19 protein-coding genes and 1 pseudogene are annotated in these 21,817 nt (G+C 71.4%); 9 read left to right on the plus strand and 11 right to left on the minus strand.

Annotation, left to right across the window (positions count from 1 at the left end; genetic code table 11):
- Positions 1 to 321 (plus strand): transposase (locus tag BLW04_RS08665; RefSeq protein ID WP_139306780.1); only part of this gene is annotated, 321 nt, incomplete at its 5' end.
- Positions 322 to 380: 59 nt separating this feature from the next.
- Here BLW04_RS08665 and BLW04_RS08670 read toward each other — a convergent pair.
- The 3 genes and pseudogenes from BLW04_RS08670 to BLW04_RS29540 form a co-directional block, all read right to left on the minus strand.
- Positions 381 to 2,213: a DUF2075 domain-containing protein gene (locus BLW04_RS08670; RefSeq protein ID WP_217630927.1), complete on the minus strand. Its 1,833-nt coding sequence runs from the start codon at positions 2,211 to 2,213 to the stop codon at positions 381 to 383.
- 340 nt (positions 2,214 to 2,553) lie between these two features.
- Positions 2,554 to 5,664 carry a DEAD/DEAH box helicase gene (locus tag BLW04_RS08675; protein WP_091538746.1) on the minus strand — a complete coding sequence of 1,037 codons (3,111 nt, stop codon included), beginning with the start codon at positions 5,662 to 5,664 and terminating at the stop codon, positions 2,554 to 2,556.
- Positions 5,665 to 5,707: 43 nt separating this feature from the next.
- A pseudogene (locus BLW04_RS29540) lies at positions 5,708 to 6,606 on the minus strand (phosphorothioated DNA-binding restriction endonuclease).
- A 138-nt stretch (positions 6,607 to 6,744) separates the two neighbouring features.
- On the opposite strand from BLW04_RS29540, the gene BLW04_RS08685 reads away from it, so the two are divergent.
- From BLW04_RS08685 to BLW04_RS27445, 3 genes are all read left to right on the plus strand, one after another.
- On the plus strand, positions 6,745 to 7,455 hold the full coding sequence (locus tag BLW04_RS08685; RefSeq protein WP_217630928.1) for a nuclease-related domain-containing protein: 711 nt from the start codon (positions 6,745 to 6,747) through the stop codon (positions 7,453 to 7,455).
- Positions 7,456 to 7,510: 55 nt separating this feature from the next.
- Entirely contained in the window at positions 7,511 to 8,536 is a 1,026-nt protein-coding gene (locus BLW04_RS08690; protein ID WP_091538750.1) for an aldo/keto reductase, read from the plus strand.
- Between the two features lie 277 nt (positions 8,537 to 8,813).
- Positions 8,814 to 9,914 (plus strand): NADP(+)-dependent, decarboxylating phosphogluconate dehydrogenase, encoded by a 1,101-nt coding sequence (locus BLW04_RS27445; protein ID WP_254781191.1) that lies wholly within the window; start codon positions 8,814 to 8,816, stop codon positions 9,912 to 9,914.
- A 14-nt stretch (positions 9,915 to 9,928) separates the two neighbouring features.
- Here BLW04_RS27445 and BLW04_RS08700 read toward each other — a convergent pair whose 3' ends face one another.
- A complete protein-coding gene (locus tag BLW04_RS08700; RefSeq protein ID WP_091538753.1) occupies positions 9,929 to 10,294 on the minus strand; it encodes a hypothetical protein in 366 nt (121 codons plus the stop codon).
- Between the two features lie 124 nt (positions 10,295 to 10,418).
- Here BLW04_RS08700 and BLW04_RS08705 point away from each other — a divergent pair, with 124 nt between their 5' ends.
- Positions 10,419 to 10,910 (plus strand): polyadenylate-specific 3'-exoribonuclease AS, encoded by a 492-nt coding sequence (locus BLW04_RS08705; protein ID WP_091538756.1) that lies wholly within the window; start codon positions 10,419 to 10,421, stop codon positions 10,908 to 10,910.
- A 70-nt stretch (positions 10,911 to 10,980) separates the two neighbouring features.
- Here BLW04_RS08705 and BLW04_RS08710 read toward each other — a convergent pair whose 3' ends face one another.
- Both BLW04_RS08710 and BLW04_RS27450 read right to left on the minus strand, forming a co-directional pair.
- A complete protein-coding gene (locus BLW04_RS08710) occupies positions 10,981 to 13,098 on the minus strand; it encodes a methyl-accepting chemotaxis protein (RefSeq protein ID WP_091539078.1) in 2,118 nt (705 codons plus the stop codon).
- Between the two features lie 99 nt (positions 13,099 to 13,197).
- A complete protein-coding gene (locus BLW04_RS27450; RefSeq protein ID WP_217630930.1) occupies positions 13,198 to 13,338 on the minus strand; it encodes a hypothetical protein in 141 nt (46 codons plus the stop codon).
- Positions 13,339 to 13,499: 161 nt separating this feature from the next.
- Here BLW04_RS27450 and BLW04_RS27455 point away from each other — a divergent pair, with 161 nt between their 5' ends.
- The 4 genes from BLW04_RS27455 (at position 13,500) to BLW04_RS08730 (ending at position 17,620) form a co-directional block, all read left to right on the plus strand.
- Complete coding sequence (locus BLW04_RS27455; RefSeq protein ID WP_217630931.1) at positions 13,500 to 13,781, plus strand: hypothetical protein; 282 nt, start codon at positions 13,500 to 13,502, stop codon at positions 13,779 to 13,781.
- Between the two features lie 289 nt (positions 13,782 to 14,070).
- Positions 14,071 to 15,096 carry an ATP-dependent 6-phosphofructokinase gene (locus BLW04_RS08720; RefSeq protein ID WP_091538758.1) on the plus strand — a complete coding sequence of 342 codons (1,026 nt, stop codon included), beginning with the start codon at positions 14,071 to 14,073 and terminating at the stop codon, positions 15,094 to 15,096.
- Positions 15,097 to 15,130: 34 nt separating this feature from the next.
- Positions 15,131 to 16,468 (plus strand): class II 3-deoxy-7-phosphoheptulonate synthase, encoded by a 1,338-nt coding sequence (locus BLW04_RS08725; protein ID WP_091538761.1) that lies wholly within the window; start codon positions 15,131 to 15,133, stop codon positions 16,466 to 16,468.
- Between the two features lie 111 nt (positions 16,469 to 16,579).
- Positions 16,580 to 17,620 (plus strand): threonine aldolase family protein, encoded by a 1,041-nt coding sequence (locus tag BLW04_RS08730; protein WP_091538765.1) that lies wholly within the window; start codon positions 16,580 to 16,582, stop codon positions 17,618 to 17,620.
- A 105-nt stretch (positions 17,621 to 17,725) separates the two neighbouring features.
- Here BLW04_RS08730 and BLW04_RS29545 read toward each other — a convergent pair whose 3' ends face one another.
- The 5 genes from BLW04_RS29545 to pknB form a co-directional block, all read right to left on the minus strand.
- Complete coding sequence (locus BLW04_RS29545; RefSeq protein ID WP_217630932.1) at positions 17,726 to 18,040, minus strand: S8 family serine peptidase; 315 nt, start codon at positions 18,038 to 18,040, stop codon at positions 17,726 to 17,728.
- Positions 18,037 to 18,219: a S8 family serine peptidase gene (locus BLW04_RS29550; protein WP_217630933.1), complete on the minus strand. Its 183-nt coding sequence runs from the start codon at positions 18,217 to 18,219 to the stop codon at positions 18,037 to 18,039. Before BLW04_RS29550 ends, BLW04_RS29545 begins: the two co-directional genes overlap by 4 nt.
- 299 nt (positions 18,220 to 18,518) lie before the next feature.
- A complete protein-coding gene (locus BLW04_RS08740; protein ID WP_091538768.1) occupies positions 18,519 to 18,734 on the minus strand; it encodes a hypothetical protein in 216 nt (71 codons plus the stop codon).
- A gap of 99 nt (positions 18,735 to 18,833) precedes the next feature.
- Positions 18,834 to 19,718 (minus strand): deoxyribonuclease IV, encoded by an 885-nt coding sequence (locus BLW04_RS08745; protein WP_254781193.1) that lies wholly within the window; start codon positions 19,716 to 19,718, stop codon positions 18,834 to 18,836.
- A 10-nt stretch (positions 19,719 to 19,728) separates the two neighbouring features.
- Positions 19,729 to 21,756, minus strand: a complete 2,028-nt coding sequence (gene pknB / locus BLW04_RS08750; RefSeq protein ID WP_091538771.1) for a Stk1 family PASTA domain-containing Ser/Thr kinase — start codon at positions 21,754 to 21,756, stop codon at positions 19,729 to 19,731.
- Positions 21,757 to 21,817 lie beyond the last annotated feature (61 nt).

Raw genomic sequence — 21,817 nt, forward strand, 5'->3', positions numbered from 1 at the left:
GAGGAACTCCGGGCGCTGCTGGCCTGCGCCCGCCGCGGCGGACACCGGCACGAGATCTCGACCCGGCTGCACCGGTTCAACGCCTGGTGCGCCGACTCCCGCTTGCCCGAGCTCGAGCGGCTGGCCGGCACGATCGAGGCCTGGTGGCCCGAGGTGCTGGGCTTCCTGCAGACCGGCCTCACCAACGCCGGCACCGAGGCCACGAACCGGACCGTGAAGACCGCCGCGCGCACCGCCTACGGCTTCCGCAACCTCGAGAATCAGCGCCGCCGAGTACGGTTCGCCTGCACTCGGCGACAGCGCCGGGTCACCGTCTGCTGAGGGTCATTTCCCCCTCAAGTTCGAAGAGCCCGCATCGAGGCTGGCCAGATCATGGACCGTCAGCCGATGAGCTGATCCAGGAACCGCTGCGTCTCGGGATCCGTCGAGTGCACGTAGACCCCGCGCAGCCCGCGGGTCAGCAGCACCTTGTAGACGTTGCGCACCAGCACATCGAAGTCAGCGTCGCTGACGGTCTTTGTGTTCCGGAAGTCCGGGTCGCGGTTGGCCTTGCGGACGGCGACCCACCGGTCGTCCCGCCACACCAGGTCCGGTCCCAGCAGGACCCCGTTCCACTCGTACTCGAAGCCCTGGGCGGTGTAGACGCACCCCACCTGACCGAAGCCGCGCTCGTCGCTGGCCCAGAGCGCGGCCGGTGGTGCGTCGCCGACCGACCGGTCACCCTTCAGGTTCCACGGCCTGGACCATTCGCCGATCTGCACGTCCAGGACCAGGGAGCCGTCCTTGCGCGGGTCGCTCCACGGCCAGCAGTAGCCGGCCGCCATCCGGGCGTTCTGGTGCGCGGTGAGCTTCTCCGCCAGCACCGCCTCCATGGCCGACGGGGACGGCGCCGTCCGCACCTCGAACCGCTCGTCGCCCGCCCACTTCTCCGGACCCCCGGGGGCCAGACCGAGCAGCCGCTCCACCCAGTCGACGTAGGCGGCGCTGCCGCCGGAGCGGTACTGGGTCGACAAGTCGATCCGGTGGACGTCGAGGCCGCGCTCGCGGGCGTGCTTCTCGATGTCCTCGATGGTGCCCATCTCGCCGGGCCGGACGACCTGGTTCTGGTCGAGCAGGAAGACCGGCACCCGCGCGGCGTCGATGAGCTCGTCGACCTGGCGCTTCGCCTCCGTCCGCAGGGCGGCGGGCGTGTACCGGTTGACCGACGTCTCGCGGATCCGGTGGGCCTCATCAGCGATCAGCACGTCGAGGCCGTTGCGCTCGGCGTCCATGAACTGGTTGAAGTACCGGAAGAGGGCGCGCGTCCGCGGAGCACGGTGCCCAGCCACGTTGCGGAGCGTCTGGGTGAAGGAGCGGGAACCGGTCGCGTGCACCACACGCACACCGCGCCGACCGAGCTCTCCGAGCAGGGACAGTGCGATGACGCTCTTACCGCTGCCCGGGCCGCCCGAGACGATCACGACGCTCTTGTGGTCACCGCGGCGGGCCTTCTCCACCTCGTGCAGGACGAGGTCGAAGGCGACGCGCTGCTCGTCGAGAAGCACGAACTGCTCGCGCGTGCGGATCTCCTCGGCGGCCACGGCGAGGAGTTGCTTGCTGGGTGCGACGGAGGAGCGGAGCAATCGGTCGGCGTGCACGGAGGCGTTGGTGGGGGAGAGCCGGCCGCGCAGGTAGTCGAGGAACGCACCCCGGTCCCGCCCCGTGAAGAGCCGGCCGAGCTCGTCCTGCGGGTAGCCGCGCAGTGCGGCCGTCCCGTCGTCCAGCGAGTTGTGCAGGTAGGCGGCGCCGGCCAGGACGTCCGTGGTGCCGTGCAGGACGTGCACGAAGTCCAGGAGGTACTCCCCGTACGCCCGGACCTGGGCGACGGGATGCAGCACCGGGCGGGGGCCGTAGGTCGGCTGCAGCACCAGTTCGGCTTCCCCCTCGAAGAGGGAGGCCTGCGTCCACTGCTTGAGCTCGAGGACGACGTAGGACGGGCCGCCGCGGCCCGGGTGTTCACCGGCGAGGACGACGTCGATCCGCTTGCTCGACAGGGGGAGCTGGTACTCGGCGAGGACCTCGACGCCGCCCAGGCCGGCTTGCTCCAAGTCCGCGGCGAGCGCGGCGAGGCTGGCGTCCCAGGAGCGGGCCTCGGCGGGAGAAGCCGTGCGGTTCATGTGGGTGCGCATCTGGGTGGCGAGGGTGGTGCCGAGTCGCCCGGCCTGCGAGAGCACGGCGAGACCGGACGCGGAGGTACGAAGGAGTGGCAAGGACCTGTCCCCGAGCAGCACGTATCAACGTGCGGTGGGGCCATGTCCAAGGAACGGAAGCCAGTCGAACCGCTTTCATCGCTACCATAGACGCCGTGGCGGTCGCTCGCAGTCACCGATACTGACGACGCGGGTGACGGTCCGTTGGACCTCTTAAGCGCTTCCTGTTCATCGTCGAGGTAGTTGGAGGTAGATGAACGCCTCAGTCAATCGACCCTGACGCTGGCCGCCCCTTCTCGGATCACGGCGCTCCGCCCAGAGCGGCTGTCCAGTAGCTGGTCAGTCGGCGGCGGCTGAGCTGCGATCACGCCACCTTCGCCGTCGCAAAAATGTCCGCTGGAAGGGCATGGTCCAGTTGCCACAGGATCCGCATCGGCCGTTCACCAGTGTGCGAGGCATAAGACATCGGGCCTGCATACAGGTAGGGCGGCGTCCCTAGGGTTCCGTCGGCGGTCTTGGTCTCGCGGACGAACAGGTGCACGGACGTCCCCATGCTCCGGTGGTTGGTGTACCGCTGCCCAGTGGTCGACGCCTGTGCTGTCGCGTTCTGCGACTCCCACTGGAACAGCGTCGGCGAGATGGCGTGGTCGGCGTACATCGTCGTGGGAGAGAAGTGCGCCTCTGTCTTCACCAGCGTCACGAAGAAGACGTCCGCCCGGTCCCCAGGCACCCAACGGACGCCAGAGCCCCAGGTCCCGTTAAGGTCCTCCATCCCGAAGGCGGCCAGCGCCTCGTCGCGGCTGTACCGCGCGTGCACGTGTAGCGGGCGCGGACCGGCGACCTCCAGTGCCGGAGTGACTCGATGGATGCGTTCCTGCAGCACACCGGTCAACTCGCCCAGTTCATCGGCTCGGCCCCGATTGGCAAGCAAGCGCTGAAGACTCGCCTCGATCCCGCTGAACGGCAACCGGGCTCCGTTGAGCGAGAAGTGCAGCATCGCGGCGAGCCGGCGGATCCGCTCGGTCATTTCGACTCCGTCGGAGAGCGACTGGGCAAGTGCACGGATGAACTGCAGCCGCTCCAGGTCGTCGATGTGCAGCATCCGACCGAAGGCCGCGCCCAGCGCCTTGTCGTCCGGACCGGGCGGGGGGTTCTCCCAACCGGCAGCTCGCTTGAGGTCCAGCCAGCTACGGCCGTCACCGCGGTAGAGGTCTTCGACCTCAATGCCGGTCTCAGCCAGGAAGTCGGCCATGCTCGGCGCCTCCTGCCGGCGTGCCTCGCTGACCAGTCCCTTCCACGAGACGGTGAGCGACTGCTTGATGTTGGCGAGCACGATGTCCTCGGCCACCCGGTCGAGCTCGATGTGACAACCGGCGGGCAGTGTGGGGAAGCCCTGCACCACGTCGCGCTGCAGCCCTCGTCGAGACGCCCCCGTCAGCGCCCGGAAGCGGATGTCGAAGCGGAACTCTTGGTGCTGCGCCCCGATGAAGTCGAGCACCGTCAGGCAGGCCTTGCCCTCGGACAAGCGGAGACCGCGTCCGAGTTGCTGGAGGAAGACCGTCGCACTCTCCGTCGGGCGCAGGAACAGCACCGTGTCGACGGTCGGCAGGTCGATGCCCTCGTTAAACAGGTCGACGGTGAAGAGGACGTTCACCTTGCCGTCGCGCAGCGCGGTCAGCGCCGCCGCCCGCTCGTCGGTGCCGGTGTGCCAGGTGATTGCGAGGCTCGGGATGCCTGCGTCGGTGAACCGCTCGGCCATGAACTGGGCGTGCTGGGTGCTCACGCAGAAGCCGAGTGCCCGCATCCGCCCGGGGTCCTCGATCTTGTCCTGGACCGCCTGCAGGATGAGGCGCACTCGGCGATCGTCGCTTGTGTAGACGTTGCTCAGTTCGGCGACGTCGTAGCCGCTGCCGCGCTTCCAGCGCAGTTGGGTGAGCGCGATGTCGTCGTGGACGCCGAAGTACTGGAACGGCGCCAGCAGCCCCTGGTCCAGCGCCTCCCAGAGCCGCAGTTCGATCGAGGTCCGGCCGTCGAACCAGCTGCGGACGTCGGCACCGTCGGTGCGCTCTGGCGTTGCCGTCAGGCCGAGGAGCACCTTGGGCTTCAGGTGTTCGAGCAGCCGGCGGTAGGTGGCCGCCATCGCGTGGTGGAACTCGTCGACGACGATCAAGTCGAAGCGCGCGGGGTCGAGTGCCGTGAGGTCCAGCTGCGCCAGCGACTGCACGGAGGCGAAGACATGTCGCCACTCCCGCGGACGTTCGCCATCTACCAGGAGCTCACCGAAGTCCCCGCGGCGCAGGACGTGCCGGAAGGTCGACCGGCTCTGGGTCAGCAGTTCCTTGCGGTGGGCGACGAAGAGGACCGTCTCTGCGGTTTCCGCCGTCCGAAGTCGCCGATAGTCCAGCGCTGAGACGACTGTCTTGCCGGTGCCCGTCGCCATCACGACGAGGTTGCGCCAGCGGTCGTGGATCGTCCGCTCGGCCTCGAGTTCGTCGAGGATCTCCTGCTGATAGCCGAAGGGGCGGACGTCGAGGGTCGAGATCTCCAAGGGGAGGTCCTTGCTGCTGCCTCCCCGCTCGGTGCTCAGGGCCTGGCGCAGTCGGTCGCCGTCCCGGGCCGGCTCGTAGCCCTCGAACGATGGGTCCTCCCAGTAACTGTCGAACGTGTCTCCGAAGGTTTGGAGCAGGTGCGCTTGCTCGACGTTCGAGAGCCGGACGTTCCACTCCAGCCCATCGGTCAGTGCCGGCGCGGACAGGTTGGACGAGCCCACGTAGCCAGTCGACATGCCGGTTGCTCGGTGGAAGAGCCAGGCCTTGGCGTGCAGTCGCGTCGTCCTCGTCTCGTAAGAGATCTTCACTTCGGCGCCGAGCTCGACGAGTCGGTCGAGAGCTCGTTGGTCGGTGGCGCCGATGTACGTCGTCGTGATGACGCGCATACGGCCGCCCCGCCCCCGGAGGTCGGCAAGGCCCTTTTCCAAGATGCGCAGGCCCTGCCACTTGATGAAGGCGCACAGCAGGTCGACGCGGTCGGCGGAGGCCAGTTCCCGATTGACCTCGTGCCCGATGCGGGGTTGACCACGGCCGTTGACCAGCAACGCGCTGGCGGTAAGTGGAATCTCGGGTCGCACGGGGAAGGCGATCGGCCCCGGAGCTGCGGGCGGGTCGACCACCGCGAGCATAGATCGGCCGGGTGCGGCGACTCCGTCCTTAGCGGCCGCTTTCGGCGCCAGCGCTTCGACGGCGTCGATGATGCTGTTGGCCAGATCGACCTGTCGGGCCACGCCGGCCTGATCGTCACCGCCTGTGATGCGAAGGGCGCGGCTGACCAGCCCGGTGACGTGTCGAGTGAGTGCCTCGTGCGCTTCGCCGGGATCCAGCGCCGCCAGTTGCACGAGCGACGCATCCGTCGTCGACAGCTGCTCGGCCAGCTCCGTCGTGACCAGGTGCTCGTAGATTCCCGTGCGTACGTCCCCCATGTGCTGAACGTAGCCGGACGGTTACCGGGCCGGCGTGAACAATTCAGCCCGCGAGCGGCAACCTTTGGAAGACCTGTTCGCGATGCCACCGGACGTGCGGCTCGGCGGGCAGCGGTGTGCCGGGACGCGCACTCTAGGGCCGACCGTGCAGGTCGTAGACGGCGCGACCGTGCGGCGTCCGAGCGGAGAAGCGCTGCGACACGACGATGGCGAGGTCGCCGTCGAGACCGAGGACCCCTCGGTCGAAGAGCTTGTGGTGGAGCATGCAGAGGGCCATCCCGTTGCCCATCGAGTCCGGCCCGTCGAGAGCGAACCAGCGGACGTGCGCCGCCTCGATGCCGATCGGAACGCCGCCGGCCTGGCCGTCGAACCCGCAGAAGGTGCACTGCCGGTCCCGCGCCTCGAGGATCGCGGCCCGCCAGCTCGCGTCCCGCCGACGTTCGACCACCGCAGTTGGCTCGGACGCCTTCGTGACCGCGCCCACCTCGGGGTCGAAGCCGACCGCCAGCAGGACGTCGCCCGCCACGGTGGGCGGGAAGTGACTGTCGACCAAACCCCGCGCGATGGCCGGCACGCGAGCCGGCTCGCGGCGGAGCAGCTCCTCCAGTGCTGACTCGAACTGCCCGGGTGACGCCCTCACGGAGGGGCCGCAGGTTGTCCATGGGCAGGTCCCGGTCGAGCGTCCACACGCCGTCCGCCCGCAGGCGGCTGAAGGGGTAGGCGGCGCTTTGCGCGGGGCCGGTGGTGGACGGCGGACCGAAGTCGGCGATCAGCTTGGCGAGCTGTGTCCCGGCTATCCGACTCGGCCCCGTGGCCGCCAAGCGCCCGAGCGCTAGGAGTACGAGCGACGGCTTGTGCAGCGAGCGACGGCCGTCGCGCTGGTTGCCGGAGGCTCGCGAGCCGCTCGAGGATCGGCTCGTCGGTCGTCTCGGGGCTCGCCATGCCCCTCACTATCGGCGTCCGCGGGCAGCCGTTCGGCAAGGCTGACTGTGTGTCGCTCGGTGGCCGCCGGGGCGACTCCGCCCCCCGTGGGAGGGAACCCCTCTTCCGTTGTGATGAAGCACGCCGGACGGTCAGGTGGTGACCGAGGACCAGTCCCGCCCGTGGCTCCTTCCGGAGAGCACCACGGATCAGCCGGCGGCCGTGTCCGTCGCTGAGGCGTCGGTCAGCTATGGCTTCGATCTGGCCGCGCACCGGCCGGGTCAACTGGTGCGCGAGCAAGCCATGGCGGCTCGAGAGGCTGCCCCGGTCCGCTCCGTTCTGGCGCGACTTCTTGGTGTCCACACTGAGGAGCGAGCCTGGCGGATCGGTGCCGACGGTGAGGAGATGGTTGCCGCCGCGGTGCAGAAGTTGATCCGGCGGGATCCGCTCTGGCGCATCGTGCATGCCATCCCCGTCGGCCCGCGGGGCTCCGACATCGACCACCTCGTCATCGGGCCGGGCGGTGTCTTCACGCTTAACGCGAAGCACCATCCCGGTGCGCGGATCTGGGTCGGTGGCGGGACGTTCATCGTGAACGGCGTGCGGCAGCCGTACATCCGGAACAGTCGACACGAGGCGGCCCGGGCGTCCCGACTGCTCAGCAGCGCCCGTGGTGCCCCCGTCGACGTGACCGGCGTCGTCGTACCGGTGAACGCCAAGGCCGTGACGATCAAGACGCCGTCGGCCGACGTGCACGTCGTCGCACGACGGCGGCTGCGGCACTGGCTCCGGAGCCGCGAGCAGGTGCTCGACGACGAGATGATAGATCTGGTCTACGCGCACGCTCGGGACTCGAGCACCTGGCAGTAGTCGAGCCTGCGGCGCGCCGTTTGCCCGTCCCGTTGCCTCGGGCAACGACAGGGTCATGGAGATGCGCACGCTCGGCCGCACCGGCGTCAAGGTCAGCCCGCTCTGCCTCGGGGCGATGATGTTCGGCGCCTGGGGCAACACCGACCATGAGGAGTCCGTCCGGATCATCCACGCCGCCCTCGACGCCGGAATCAACTTCGTCGACACCGCCGACGTCTACTCGGCCGGCGAGTCCGAGGAGATCGTCGGCAAGGCGCTGGCCGGCGGACGGCGGGAGAACGTCGTCCTCGCCACCAAGGCGCACGGCCCGATGGGCGAGGACCCCAACCAGCAGGGCAACAACCGCCGCTGGCTGGTGCAGGAGGTCGAGCACAGCCTGCGCCGGCTGCAGACCGATCACATCGACCTCTACCAGATCCACCGCCCGGCGGAGGACACCGACGTCGAGGAGACGCTCGACGCGCTCACCGACCTCCAGCGGGCCGGCAAGATCCGCTACTTCGGCTCCTCGACCTTCCCGCCGTCCCAGATCGTCCAGGCGCAGTGGGCCGCGGAGAAGCGGCACAGCGGCCGCTTCGTCACCGAGCAGCCGCCCTACTCGATGCTGGTCCGCGGCATCGAGGCCGAGGTGCTGCCGGTCTGCCAGCAGTACGGCATGGGCACCCTGGTCTGGAGCCCGCTGGCCGGCGGCTGGCTGTCGGGGAAGTGGCGCAAGGGCCAGGACGCCCCCAGCAGCACCCGGTCGGACCGCATCCCGGGCCGCTACGACCTGTCCGACCCGGTCAACCAGCGCAAGCTCGACGCCGCCGACGCGCTCGCCCAGCTCGCCGACGACAACAAGATGAGCCTGGTGGAGATGGCCATCGCCTTCACCCTCCGGCACCCCGGCGTCACTTCGGCGATCATCGGCCCCCGCACCATGGACCAGTTGACCAGCCAGCTGCCTGCCGCGGACGTCGTGCTGTCCGACGAGGTGCTCGACGCCATCGACCGGATCGTTCCGCCGGGCACCAACATCCGGGCCGACGACGCCGGCTACCAGCCGCCGTGGATCGCCGACGCGTCGCTGCGTCGCCGCTGAGCACCTCCGTCGGAGCGCCGCACGCGCGATGATGGCGGCGTGCCATCGGGCTCCCCGGTCGGTTCCGGCACGGCGCTCGCACCGCTCGCCGGTGAGGAGCACGTCTGCGCCTCGGGCCCCTTCGCCTTCGCCTTCGCCGAGTACGCCATCGACCGTGCCACGGCAACCATCGCCGAGATCCCGGCCCGGGCACGCCAGCTGTTCGGGTCGATCGACGAGGCTGCGGTCCGACGACGTCGGGACGGCGGCTGGTCGGCGATCGAGTACCTCTGTCACCTTGCACGACGTCTACGCCACCTTCACCATCCGGCTGCACCGGGCGCGGGCCGAGGACGACCCGGCCCTCGAGCCGATGCTCAATGACCTGCGGGCTCGGCGCTTCGGCTACCGCGACGCTGCCGTCGATCCCGCCCTCGATCAGTTGCACGTCGCGGGCTTCCTCGCGGAGGTTGCGCGGATCCGGCTCGACGACTGGGCGCGGCCGGTCCACCGCCTGCCCGATGAGCACCGCAGCGCCCTGTGGCTGGTCCGCCAGGCGGCGCACGAGAACGCTCACCACCTCCACGACATCGCCGAGGTGTCGCGAGAGTTCGAGCAGTGGAACAAGGGCGAGCTCGAGTCCTACCTGATCGAGATCACCGCCGAGGTGCTCCGCCAGACCGACGCGAAGACCGGCCGACCGCTGGTCGACGTGATCGTCGACCAGGCCGGCTCCAAGGGCACCGGGGTGTGGACGGTGCAGAACTCCGTCGGGCTGGGCGTGCCCGTCGGTGGCATCGCCGAGGCGGTGTTCGCCCGGGCGGTCTCCTCCAAGCCCGAGCAGCGCGCGGCCGTGCAGTCGGTGCTCCGGAGCCGCCCGGAGGTCCAGGAGGCGGGCGAGGGCTTCGAGGACGACGTCCAGAAGGCGCTGTACGCCTCCAAGATCGTCGCCTACGCCCAGGGCTTCGACGCGATCATCGCCGGCGCCCGCGAGTACGGGTGGGACATCGACAAGGGCGCGATCGCCAGGATCTGGCGCGGCGGCTGCATCATCCGGGCCCAGTTCCTCAACCGGATCGTCGAGGCCTACGAGCGGGACGCGACGATCGCCAGCCTGCTCGAGGACGAGTTCTTCGCCGCGGCCGTCGCCGCCGGCGAGGCGGCCTGGCGTCGCATCGTGTCGAAGGCCGCCCTCTCCGGGATCCCGGTGCCCGGGTTCGCCTCAGCGCTCAGCTACTACGACTCGCTGACCGCTGAGCGCCTCCCCGCGGCGCTGATCCAGGGGCAGCGCGACTTCTTCGGCGCGCACACCTACCGGCGGGTCGACGCGGACGGCGTCTTCCACACCCTCTGGTCGGGGGACCGGTCGGAGATCGAGACGGTGCCCTCGACGCACTGACCCGGCCCGCCGGTTCACCGCCGCCGCAGGGCGAAGACCCCCCAGCCCAGGTGCGGGCGGAGGTGCCGCACGTAGCGCAGCGGCGCCTCGTCCAGCTCCGCCCGCATCGCGCCGGCCAGTTCGTCGCCGGGGTGGGCGTCCAGCCAGGTGCGGGTCGGGGCCCATTGGGCAGCGACGTAGCGGTCCCGGCTGTCCTCGTCGGCGAGCACCATCTCGATCACGTCCCAGCCGTGCCTGCCGAACAGGCCGACGAGCCCCGGAAGGTCGGCGTAGTCGTCGCGGGACGTGGCGGAGCAGTCCTCGACGGTCTCCTGGTCGGGCGGGTCCACCCGCCAGAACGGCTCGCCGACCAGCACCGTCCCGCCCGGACGCAGCTCCACCGCCGTGAGAGCTGCCTCGACCAGCTGCTCGCGGGCGCTCTTGCCGCGTTCTTGGTGCTCTTGCGGCCCTGCAGCACCGGAAGAGCACCAGCAACGGCGCAGGAGCGGCGCCTACGGTGACCCGGTGAGCGTGCGGCGGTTCTTCTACGACACCGAGTTCATCGAGGACGGCACCACCATCGACCTGGTGTCGATCGGGGTGGTCGATGAGACCGGGCGGGAGTTCTACGCCGTCAGCACCGAGTTCGACCCGGACAAGGCCATCCCGTGGGTGCGGCGCAACGTGCTGGACCAGCTGCCGTCCCCGGCGGACAAGGCCTGGCGCAGCCGGCAGCGGATCCGGGAGGACCTGCTGTCCTTCCTCACCGCGCCCGGTGCGGAGATCGAGCTGTGGGCCTGGTTCGCCGCCTACGACCACGTGGCGCTGGCCCAGCTGTGGGGCGCGATGCCCACCCTGCCACGTCCGATCCCACGGTTCACCCGCGAGCTGCGCCAGCGCTGGGACGACGTCGGCCGCCCCGAGCTGCCGCCCAAGCCCAGCGGGTCGCACGACGCCCTGGTCGACGCCCGCTACAACCATGAGCGCTGGACGATCATGGAAGCTGCCCGGATCTGACGGCCCCGATGGCCCCGCTGCAGGGCCCCGCCGCGAGCTCGCCAGGGGTGGGCAGCAGCGGGGTCCTTCCTCAGACGGTGAAGACGCCGATCAGCCGGGTGAGCTGACCGGACAGCTCGTCGAGCTGCCGGGCCGCGGTGCGGGCCGAGTCGACGTCGGCCGCGGTGCGGTCGGCGTCGGTGCTCACCGCGGTCATCGTGTCCGACACCGAGGTGGCGCCGTCGGCCACCGAGACGACGCTGCGGCTGAGTTCCTGGGTGACCGCGGTCTGCTCCTCCACCGCGCTGGCGATGGTGGTCTGGTGGTCGTTCATCTCCCGGATGACGCCGACGATCTGGCTGATCGACCCCACAGCGGCGCTGGTGTCGGCCTGGATCGACCGCACCCGGTGGTGGATCTCCTCGCTGGCCCGGGACGCCTCCTGGGCCAGTTCCTTGACCTCGGTGGCGACCACGGCGAAGCCCTTGCCGGCCTCGCCGGCGCGCGCGGCCTCGATGGTGGCGTTGAGCGCCAGCAGGTTGGTCTGCTCGGCGACGGCCGAGATGACCTTCACGACGTCACTGATCTCCGCCGAGCTCGCGCCCAGCGCGGCGATCGCGGTCTCGGTCGAGGCGGCCAGGTCGACCGCGCCGCGGCCGACGTTCGCCGCGTCGGTGGCGCTGCGGGCGATCTCGCGGATCGAGGCGCCCATCTGCTCGGCGCCGGCCGCGGCCGAGGACACGCCGGTGCTGATGTCAGCGGCCGCAGTCTGGGCGGAGCGCGCCTGGTCCCGGCTGCGCCCGACCCGGTCGCTGAGCCCCTCGGCGACCCGGGCGACCCCGGAGGCCGAGGTGGCCAGGGCGGCGGCGCACTGCCCGATCTCCCGGATGGTGCCGGCCACCTTGTCCACGAACCGGTTGAACGCTCCGGCCAGCTCGCCGACCTCGTCCTGGGCGGAGTCGTCGACCCGCTGGGTCAGGTCGCCCTCGCCGTCGGCGATCTCGGCCATCCGACGCCGCAACACCTCCAGCGGCGCGGTGAGGCGCCGGCCGAACCACCAGGCCAGGCCGATGCCGGCCACCGCCACCAGCAGGGCGGCGATCACCAGGGCGGTGACCATGGAGCTGCGGCCGTCGTCCAGGCGCTGGATCGGGCCGGCGAAGTCGCTGTCCCGGGCGTCGACGGCGATCACCCAGTCCCACGGCTTGTAGTACGCGACCTGGACGGTGTGCGGGCCGGTGTCGGGGTCCTCGTAGCGGACCGTCGTCTGCTGACCGTCGGCCAGCGCGGTCGCCGCCGTCACGACGTCCTGGATGTAGGGCTTGCCATTGGCGTCGGTGGCGTCCAGCAGCGACGTGCCGTCGGTCGAGCCGTCCTTGCTGACCAGCACGGTGCCGGCCCGGTCACCGGTACCGCCGAGCACCCACACCGCGCCGTGCTCACCGGCGGTGGTGCTCTGCAGGCTCTGACGCAGCGCGGGCAGGTTCTCCTGCTTCACGCCGACGTAGAGGACGCCGACAACGTTCCCGCCGTCACCGACGATGGGGGTGTAGGCGGTGACGTACCAGGAGTTCACCACGTAGGCGGTGCCCCGGTAGGTCTGACCGGACAGGACGGCGGCCACCACGGCGTTCGGCGTGCCGTCGGCGCCGGTCGCCGGGATGTAGGTGCCGATGGCCCGGGTGCCGACGGCGCTGGCGACGTCGGTGGCGACCCGGAGCATGTCCCCGGCGTCGTTCATCCGCTGGAAGACGGTCACCGTGCCGCCGACGAGCGACTCGATCTGGTCGACCACGGGGGTGGGCGTCGACAGGTCGGTGTTCTGGCCGAGCCACGTCCCACCGACCAGGGCCTTGGGGAGGCTGACCGGGGTCACCTCTCCGGTGAACTGGTTTTTGGCGTCCCAGTCCACGGTGCCCTGCCGGCTGCTTCCGATCGACATGCCACCCGACTGCGCCAGCACGTACTGGGCAACGTTCAGGTTCGAGTCAACTACCGCCGCGGTGGACTCGCCCTGCGTGGCCACGACGTCCTGGACGCCGTCGGTGATCCGGGCGACGCTGTCGTCGACCAGCGCGCCCACGTCGGTCCGCGCGGCCTCGGCGAACGCGCCGCTCTGCCACACGCTCACGCCCACCATCGCGACGCTCGTCGCCGCGATGCTGGCAACGGTCAGCGCCACCACCTTCGTCCTGATGCCCCTGCGCACGATCGCTCCCTGGCCCTGCATCCCCAGCGGGCTGTTCCCCGCCGCTCGCCTGCACTTCTCGGCAGGGGGGCCGATCATCGGTACCGAACCGGCCGGAGCTCAGCCGAACAGCCGTCGCCACAGCTCCGGCCGGTCGCGGAGCAGCTCGGCCAGGGTGCGTGCCGGCCGGCCGGTCAGCTCCGGAACGACGTCGGTCACCCGGGCCAGCTCCCCGGCGGCGATCGCGGTGTAGCTGGTCACCCAGCCCTCCACCTCCCAGTCGGGGCGCCCGGAGGGACGGCGGGTAGCCCCGCGCCTCCGCCACCGTCTGCGGCCGGTAGGTGACCGGCCGGCCGGACACCTCGGTGAGCACGGCGGCGGCCTGCGCCAGGGTCAGCAGCTCGGGCCCGGTGACGTCCAGGGTGCGACCGTCCAGCGCCGGATCGCCCGAGCGCAGCACCGTGGTCGCGACGTCGGCGCAGTCGTCGCGGGCCACGAAGCCGGCTGCGCCGTCGCCGGCGGGCGCCGCGATCACCGCCCCGCCGTCCTCGGGGGTGGCGAAGAACGGCACGAAGTCGGCGTACATCGCGTTCCGCAGCGCCGTCCAGCGCAGGCCGGAGGCCGCCAGCCGCTCCTCGGTGGCGGCGTGCTGCCTCGCCAGGGTGGAGGTGGCGTCGGGGGCCGCGCCGAGGAAGGAGGTGTAAACCACCCGCCGCACCCGGCAGCCGCCGCAGCGTCCACCGCCGTGAGGTGCTGGGTCAGCCGGTCCTCGGCCTCGGCGGCGGAGACCAGGAACAGCGTGTCCACCCCGCTCAGCGCGGCGGTCAGCCCACGCCCGTCGGCGTAACCGCCGGGCGCCTCGACGACCCGCCCACCGAGGGCGCCGGTCACCCCGGTGAGAGCGACCACGCTGCTCATCACTGCTCTCCTGCTCGGTGGGACATCATGTGCCTCCCAACCCGCGCACCACCGGCATCGCTTCCCGGAGGCGACATGCGCATCGGCATCCTCACTGGTGGGGGCGACTGCCCCGGCCTCAACGCGGTCATCCGGGCGGTGGTCCGCAAGGCCACGGCCGAGCACGGCGACGAGGTGGTCGGCTTCCGGGACGGGTGGCGCGGCGTCCTGGACGGCGACACGGTGCCCCTGGACGTCGCCGCCGTCCGTGGCCTGCTGCCGCGCGGGGGCACCGTGCTGGGCACCTCACGCACCAACCCCTACGCGCTCGATGACGGCGAGCAACGGGTGCTGGCTACGTGCGAGCGGCTGGGCATCGACGCGCTGGTCCCGGTGGGCGGGGAGGACACCCTCGGCGTGGCCAACCGGCTGGCCGCAGCGGGAGTGCAGTGCGTCGGGGTGCCCAAGACCATCGACAACGATCTGGACGCCACCGACTACACCTTCGGCTTCGACACCGCGGTCGGCGTGGCGACCGAGGCCATCGACCGGCTGCACACCACCGGCGACAGCCACCACCGGACCCTGGTGGTCGAGGTGATGGGCCGGCACGCGGGCTGGATCGCCCTGCACGCCGGGATGGCCGGCGGCGCCACCGTCGTGCTCGTCCCCGAACGCCCTTTCGACATCGACGCGGTGGTGGCGCACTGCCAGCACCGCTTCGACTCCGGCTTCTCCCCGATCGTGGTCGTCTCCGAGGGCGCCCGCCCGGCCGGTGACCCGCTGACGACCACCAGCGGGCAGCGGGACGCGTTCGGGCACGAGCGGCTCGGCGGGATCGGGGAGGCGCTGGCCCGGGTCATCGAGGAGCGCACCGGCCGGGAGTCGCGCGCCGTCGTCCTGGGGCACGTGCAGCGTGGCGGGACGCCCACGCCGTTCGACCGGGTCCTGGCCACCCGCTTCGGCCTCGCCGCGGTCGACGCGGTGCACGCCGGGGCGTCGGGGGTGATGGTGGCCTTGCGCGGGACCGACATCGTTCAGGTCCCGCTGGCCGTCGCGGTCGCCCACCTCAAGCTCGTGCCGGTGGAGCGCTACGCCGAGGTGGAGGTCTTCTTCGGGTGACGGGTGCCGAGCTGGACGCTTGTACCCTCGTGCTGTGAGCCTCCCCGAGCCTGCCGAGCTGGTCCCGGACCTGGACCGGTGGCGGTCGCTGCATGCCGCCCAGCAGCCGGAGTGGCCGGACCGCGGTGCGCTGAACGCGGTGCTGAAGACGCTGGAGACCGTGCCGCCGATCGTGGCCCCGGCCGAGGTGGACACCCTCCGCGGGCAGCTGGCCGACGTCGCGCAGGGCAAGGCCTTCCTGCTGCAGGGGGGCGACTGCGCCGAGACCTTCGACCTCAACACCGAGCCGCACCTGCAGGCCACGACCCGCACGCTGCTGCAGATGGCCGTTGTCCTCACCTACGGCGCGAGCGTGCCGGTGGTCAAGGTCGGCCGGGTGGCCGGGCAGTACGCCAAGCCGCGGTCGTCGACCATCGACGCCCTGGGCCTGCCGTCCTACCGGGGCGACATGGTCAACTCGCTGAACCCGGTGCTCGAGGAGCGGGTCCCCGACCCGAACCGGCTGGTCCGCGCCTACGCCAACTCCGCGGCCGCGATGAACATGATCCGGGCCTACGCCCGCGGCGGGCTGGCCGACCTGCACGCCGTCCACGACTGGAACAAGGATTTCGTAGCCACCTCCCCGGCCGGGGTGCGCTACGACGTCATCGCCCAGGAGATCGACCGCGCGCTGGCGTTCATGAAGGCCTGCGGCATCGATGACGCCGCGCTGCGCGGCGTGGAACTTTACAGCAGCCACGAGGCGCTGGTCCTGGACTACGAGCGGGCCCTGCTGCGCATGTACGAGGGTCGCCCGTACGCATTGAGCGGGCACTTCCTCTGGGTGGGGGAGCGCACCAGGCAGATGGACGGCGCGCACATCGAGTTCGTCTCCAAGCTGGCCAACCCCATCGGAGTCAAGATCGGCCCGACGGCCACCCCGGAGCAGGCCACCGAGCTGGTCGAGCGGCTGGACCCCGAGGGCACCCCCGGGCGGCTCACGCTGATCAGCCGGATGGGCAACGGCAGGATTCGCGACGTCCTGCCGGCCATCGTGGAGAAGGTCACCGCCAGCGGTCACGAGGTCGTGTGGCAGTGCGACCCGATGCACGGCAACACCCATGAGTCGCCCTCGGGCTACAAGACCCGGCACTTCGACCGGGTGGTCGACGAGGTGCTGGGCTTCTTCGCCGTCCATCGCTCACTGGGTACCTGGCCCGGCGGCATCCACGTCGAGCTCACCGGTGAGGACGTCACCGAGTGCCTGGGCGGGGCGATGGAGATCAGCGACGACGACCTCAACAGCCGGTACGAGACGGCATGCGACCCCCGGCTGAACACAGGCCAGTCCCTGGAACTGGCTTTCCTCGTCACGGAGATGCTGCGCGGCTGATGGACACAGCTCCGCTGGGGAGCCGGTACGGCTACGCCGTGCTGAAGGAGACCGGATGCACCTATCTCCGGTGCCGGAACGGAACGGCTACGCCGTGCTGAAGGAGACCTGATGTACACCATCGACAGGCACGGCCCCAGCAACACTGCCGGCGCGATCGACCTGCGCTCGGACACCCTGACCCGGCCCACCCCGGCGATGCGCCGGGCGATGGCCGAAGCCGAGGTCGGCGACGACGTCTACCGCGAGGACCCGACGGTCAACGCACTGGAGGAGCGGGTCGCCGAGCTGTTCGGCCACGAGGCCGCGCTCTTCGTCCCCTCCGGAACCATGGGCAATCAGATCGGCCTGCGGCTGGTCTGCGAGCCGGGCCAGGAGGTGCTCGGGGACGCCGACGCGCACATCCTCACCTACGAGATGGGTGCTGCGGCCGCGCTGTTCGGGCTGTCCTCGCGCACCGTGGTGACCGGCGGTCGGCTCTCGGCCGACCAGCTCATCGCCCAGGTCCGGCCGAAGGGCGACTGGCACCTGACCGCCACCGCGGCCGTCGCGGTGGAGAACACGCACAACCGGGGCGGCGGGCTCGTCCAGCCACTGGACGAGCTGGAGAAGCTGTTCAGCTGGTCCCGCGGCGCTGACGTGGCCGTGCACCTCGACGGGGCCCGGATCTGGAACGCACACGTCGCCTCCGGCGTCCCGCTGGCCACCTACGGCCGGCTCGCCGACACCGCCTCGGTCTGCCTGTCCAAGGGCCTGGGCGCTCCGATCGGCTCGGTGCTGGTCGCCGGCGCCGCACGGATCGCCACCGGCCGGCTGTGGCGCAAGCGCCTGGGCGGCGGGATGCGGCAGGCCGGCGTGCTGGCCGCTGCGATGCAGTACGCGCTGGACCACCACGTCGAGCGGCTGGCCGAGGACCACGAGCACGCGAGGCTGCTGGCCGAGCGGCTGGGCGTCGACCCGGCGACGGTGGAGACGAACATGGTGGTCGTGGACGACGTCGAGGCGCCGCTGGTCGCCGAGGCCGCGAAGGCCCAAGGCGTGCTGGTCGGTCAGGTCAGCGCGCGGCGGATCCGCCTGGTCACCCACCTGGACGTCGACCGGGACGGCGTCGAGCGCGCCGCCAAGGTGCTGGGCGAGCTCATCGCACGCTGACCCGAGCCGCCATTACTGCTGAGGAGGCGAACACGAGGCGATCCAGCGGCGCCGGTCGCCTCGTGATCCTGCGTCTTTCCAGCAGTGCTGGCGGAGCTGCGGGGATCAGTAGTTGCTGAACAGCAGGTCGTTGTTCGCCGTCCGGGTCGTCTTCACCGCGTCCTTGGTGGTCAGCGCCTTGACCGCGCTGCTCACGGTGGCCGGCGACGCCGTGTTGTTGCTCTGCAGGTAGAGCGCTGCCACGCCGGTCACGTACGGGGTGGCCATCGACGTCCCGCTGATCGTATTGATGGCGCCCGTGTACCAGTCGCTGGTGATCTCGACGCCGGGGGCGAAGAGGTCGACGCACCTGCCGTAGTTGCTGAAGTAGGCCGGTGCATCGCTGCGGTCGCTCGCGGCGACCGTCAGAGCAGCCGTCACCTGTGGTCGGCCGTCACCCAGTCGATCCCGGCGATGACCCCGGAGGTGTTCCCGCTGCCGCTGCAGTCCTGCGCCCGGACGGCGACCAGGCGGACATCCTTGGCGATGCCGTAGGTCGTTCCGCCCACCGTGCCGGCAACGTGGGTGCCGTGGACCGTTGCAGTCCGCGGCGCCGTCACTGGCCTTGACCGCGTCGTACCCGGGGACCGCCCGGCCGTCGAAGTCGGTGTGCCCGAACGCGATGCCGGTGTCGATGATGTAGGCAGTCACCCCGGCGCCGGTGAGGTTGTAGTTGTAGAAGCCGATGTAGCTGGCGTCGGTGGATAGCGCGCCGCGCTGGTCGGTCCGGTCCAGGCCCCAGGTCGCCGCGCTCTGCGTGCTGCTCGCCTGCACCAACGGGTCCGCCTCAACGGCGACGACGCCGGGGAGCTCGGGAAGTCGGTCGGCAGCAGCCGGGGAAGCGTGACGGCGAAGCCGTTCAGTGCTGCGGTGTAGAGGTGGTCGACCGTCCACCGATGCCCTCTGCGCGGTGGGCGACGGCGGCCGGCGCGGTGCCCGGGGCGACGGTGACGATGTAGGTGACCCGGGGGTCGTCGGCGGGACCGCCGGGGGCGGCTGCGGCGGGACCGGCGGTGACGCCGATCCCGGTGACGGCGAGGGCGGCGATGGCGGTGGCGGTCCTGCTGAGGTGCACGGCAGCTCTTCTCTGTCGGATACGTTCAGAAACGGCGCAGGCACCGCGAGTCAAGCCGCACCGTGCCGCCGAGTGACGTAAGCGCGCCGACCGGAGGGCTCAAACGGGCAGCAGCGCGCCGTCGCGCAGGGCCGTGAGCAGGGCGATGTCCCTGGCGTGCCCGTCGTCCTCGCTCGGGGTCTCCACGACCACCGGCACACCGGCCAGTTCCGGGTGAGCGAGCAGCTCGGCGAACGGGGCGGTACCGATCGACCCGGCGCCGATCGTGGTGTGCCGGTCCCGGGTGGAGCCGCAGGCGTCCAGGGAGTCGTTGGCGTGCACCAGGCCGAGCCGACCGGTGCCCACGGTGGCCACCAGTGCGTCCAGGGTGGCCGCCATTCCGCCGGGTGTGACCAGGTCGTGCCCGGCCGCCCAGGCATGGCAGGTGTCGAAGCAGACCCCGACCGCCGGGTGGAAGTCGAGTGCGGCCAGGTAGGGACCCAGGTCCTGCACGGTGGCGGCGAGGGACCTCCCGCCCCCAGCGGTGGGCTCGACCAGCAGCCGGGGCCCACCTGAGGGCAGCGCGTCGAGCACCGGTAGCAGCCGCTCGTGCAACTGGGCCAGCGCGGCCTCGTAGCGGTCCTCGCCGACCGCGGAGCCGGCGTGCACCACCACGCCGGCGCAGCCGAGCTGGACCCCGCGGGCCAGCGTGTGCGCGATCGTGGCGATCGACTGCTCGACGGTGGCCTCGCTGGGCGAGCCGACGTTGACCAGGTAGGGCGTGTGGATGAACGTGGGCACCCCGCGCTCAGCGCAGCCGGCGGTGAAGGCGGCGTCCTGCCGGGGGTCCCCGGCGCTGGGCTTCCAGCCGCGCGGGTTGCCGACGAACACCTGGACGGCGCGGGCCGCGTCGGCGTCGGCGCAGGCCAGACCGCCCTTCGCGAGCCCGCCTCGGATCTGGACGTGCGCCCCGATCGGGGGCAGGGCACGGCTGGGGGAGGTCACGAGCAGCAGATCACTTGAAGCTGAGCAGCAGACGGACCGTGGTGCCCTCGTCGACGACCTCGTCCTTCTTCGGGCTCTGCTGGAACACCTTGTCCCCGACGATGAAGGTCTGGGTGTCGGCCTTGAGCCCGACTGCCGCCAGGGCGGCCACGGCCTCGTCCTTGCTCATGCCCTTGACGTCCGGCACGGAGACCCGCGGCACGCCCACGGACACCGTGATGGTCACCGTGCTGCCGTAGGGCTGCGGGTCGGCCGACGGCGACGGGTCGACCGCCATGACCGCGCCCTTGGGCACGTCGCCGCTGCGGCCCTCCGACGTCTGCACGGTGAAGCCGAGGTCCTTCAGGATCTTCGTGGCGGCCTTGGGGTCCTGGCCGACGACGTTGGGCACCTCGACCGGCGCGCGCCCCTCGCTGACCACCGCGGTCACCGGGTCGCCGCGCTTGAGCTGGGCACCGGGCGCCGGCTCGAAACGGATGACACTGCCCGCGGGCACCGACTGGTCGTAGTCCTGGGCCGTCGTGAGGGTCACCGGCACCTCGGCGAGCGCCGTCTTCACCGCGTCCAGGGGCTGTCCAACCAGGGTCGGGTCGACGGTGAACCGCTCCTGCCCCTTGGACACGACCAGCGTCACGTCGGTGCCGCGGATCAGCCGGCCGCCGGAGGGGTCGGCGGAGATGACGATGCCCTCGGGGACGCCCTCGCTGAACTGCTCCTCGCCGAACGCGGGGTCCAGCCCGGCCTCCTGCAGCCGGCCGATGGCGTTCTCCTGCGCCTGCCCCACCAGCGACGGGACGTCCGTCCAGCGGCCCGAGCCCAGCCACCAGCCGATCGCGCCGACGGTGACGGCCAGCAGCAGCAGGACGGCCATGCCCAGGCGGAAGCGCCGCTTCCGGATGTGCGGCGGCACCCCGGTGCGCAGCGCGGCGGAGCGCGACGCGACCGAGGGCCGCGCGCCGGACACGTGTGTGGTCGGGCCGGCGCCCATGCCCGGCAGCACGGTGGTGCCCCGCCCGCCGTCCCGGCCGCGCGGTGCCCGGGACGGCGGCAGCACCTCGGTGCGCGGGTCGTCGTCGCGGCCGGAGCTGCTGGGCTGGCGGGGACGGGAAGCGGTGGGGCGGTTGGTCGGGCGCAGTGTGCCCGGGCCGCCGGCGGCCTGCCCGGTGGGCACCGGCACGCGGGCCAGGCCCAGGTCGGCGCGCACGTGGGCGATCTCGGCGAGCAGCGCACCGGCGTCCAGCGGCCGGGAGGCCGGGTCGCGGCGGGTCGCCCGGGCGACGAGCTCGTCGGCCTGCCGCGGCACGGTCGGCACCTCGGTCGAGGGCGCGGGGACGTCGTGGTGCACGTGCTGGTAGGCCACCGCCAGGGCGCTGTCGCCGCCGTAGGGCGGGTGCCCGGTGAGCAGCTCGAACAGCATGACCCCGGCGGCGTAGACGTCGCTGCGGGCGTCGCTGCGCCCGCGCTCGAGCTGCTCGGGGGAAAGGTAGGCGACCGTGCCGATGAGCACGCCGCCGGTGTGGCTGGTCTGCCCGGTGCCGGCCGCGGCCCGGGCCAGGCCGAAGTCGGCCACCTTGACCTGGCCGTCGGTGGAGATGAGCACGTTCTCCGGCTTGACGTCGCGGTGCACGATGCCGGCCCGGTGGGCGGCGGTGAGCCCGCTGAGCACCGGCTCCAGGACGGCGAACGCCTCGCCGACGGTCAACCGACCGCGGGCCTGCAGCAGGTCGCGCAGCGTGCGGCCGCGGATGAGTTCCATGACCAGGTAGACCAGGCCCTGGTCGCTGCCCTGGTCGCTGACCGAGACGACGTTGGGGTGGCTGAGCATCGCCGCGGCGCGGGCCTCACGGGTGAACCGGGCGACGAAGGCCGGGTCGTGCGCCAGGTGCTCGGCCATCACCTTGACCGCGACGGTGCGGTGCAGCCGCAGGTCGGTGGCGGAGTAGACGGTGGACATGCCGCCGCGTGCCAGGTGCTCCTCGAGGCGGTAGCGCCCCTCGAGCACGAGGCCGACCACGGGGTCGGTCACGACGGTCTCCACGGGCACGAGTCTAGGAGCGGATCGCCGTCACCTGACCGAACGACGCGGGTACGCGGAGACC

This window comes from Modestobacter sp. DSM 44400, assembly GCF_900107175.1.
GTDB lineage: Bacteria > Actinomycetota > Actinomycetes > Mycobacteriales > Geodermatophilaceae > Modestobacter.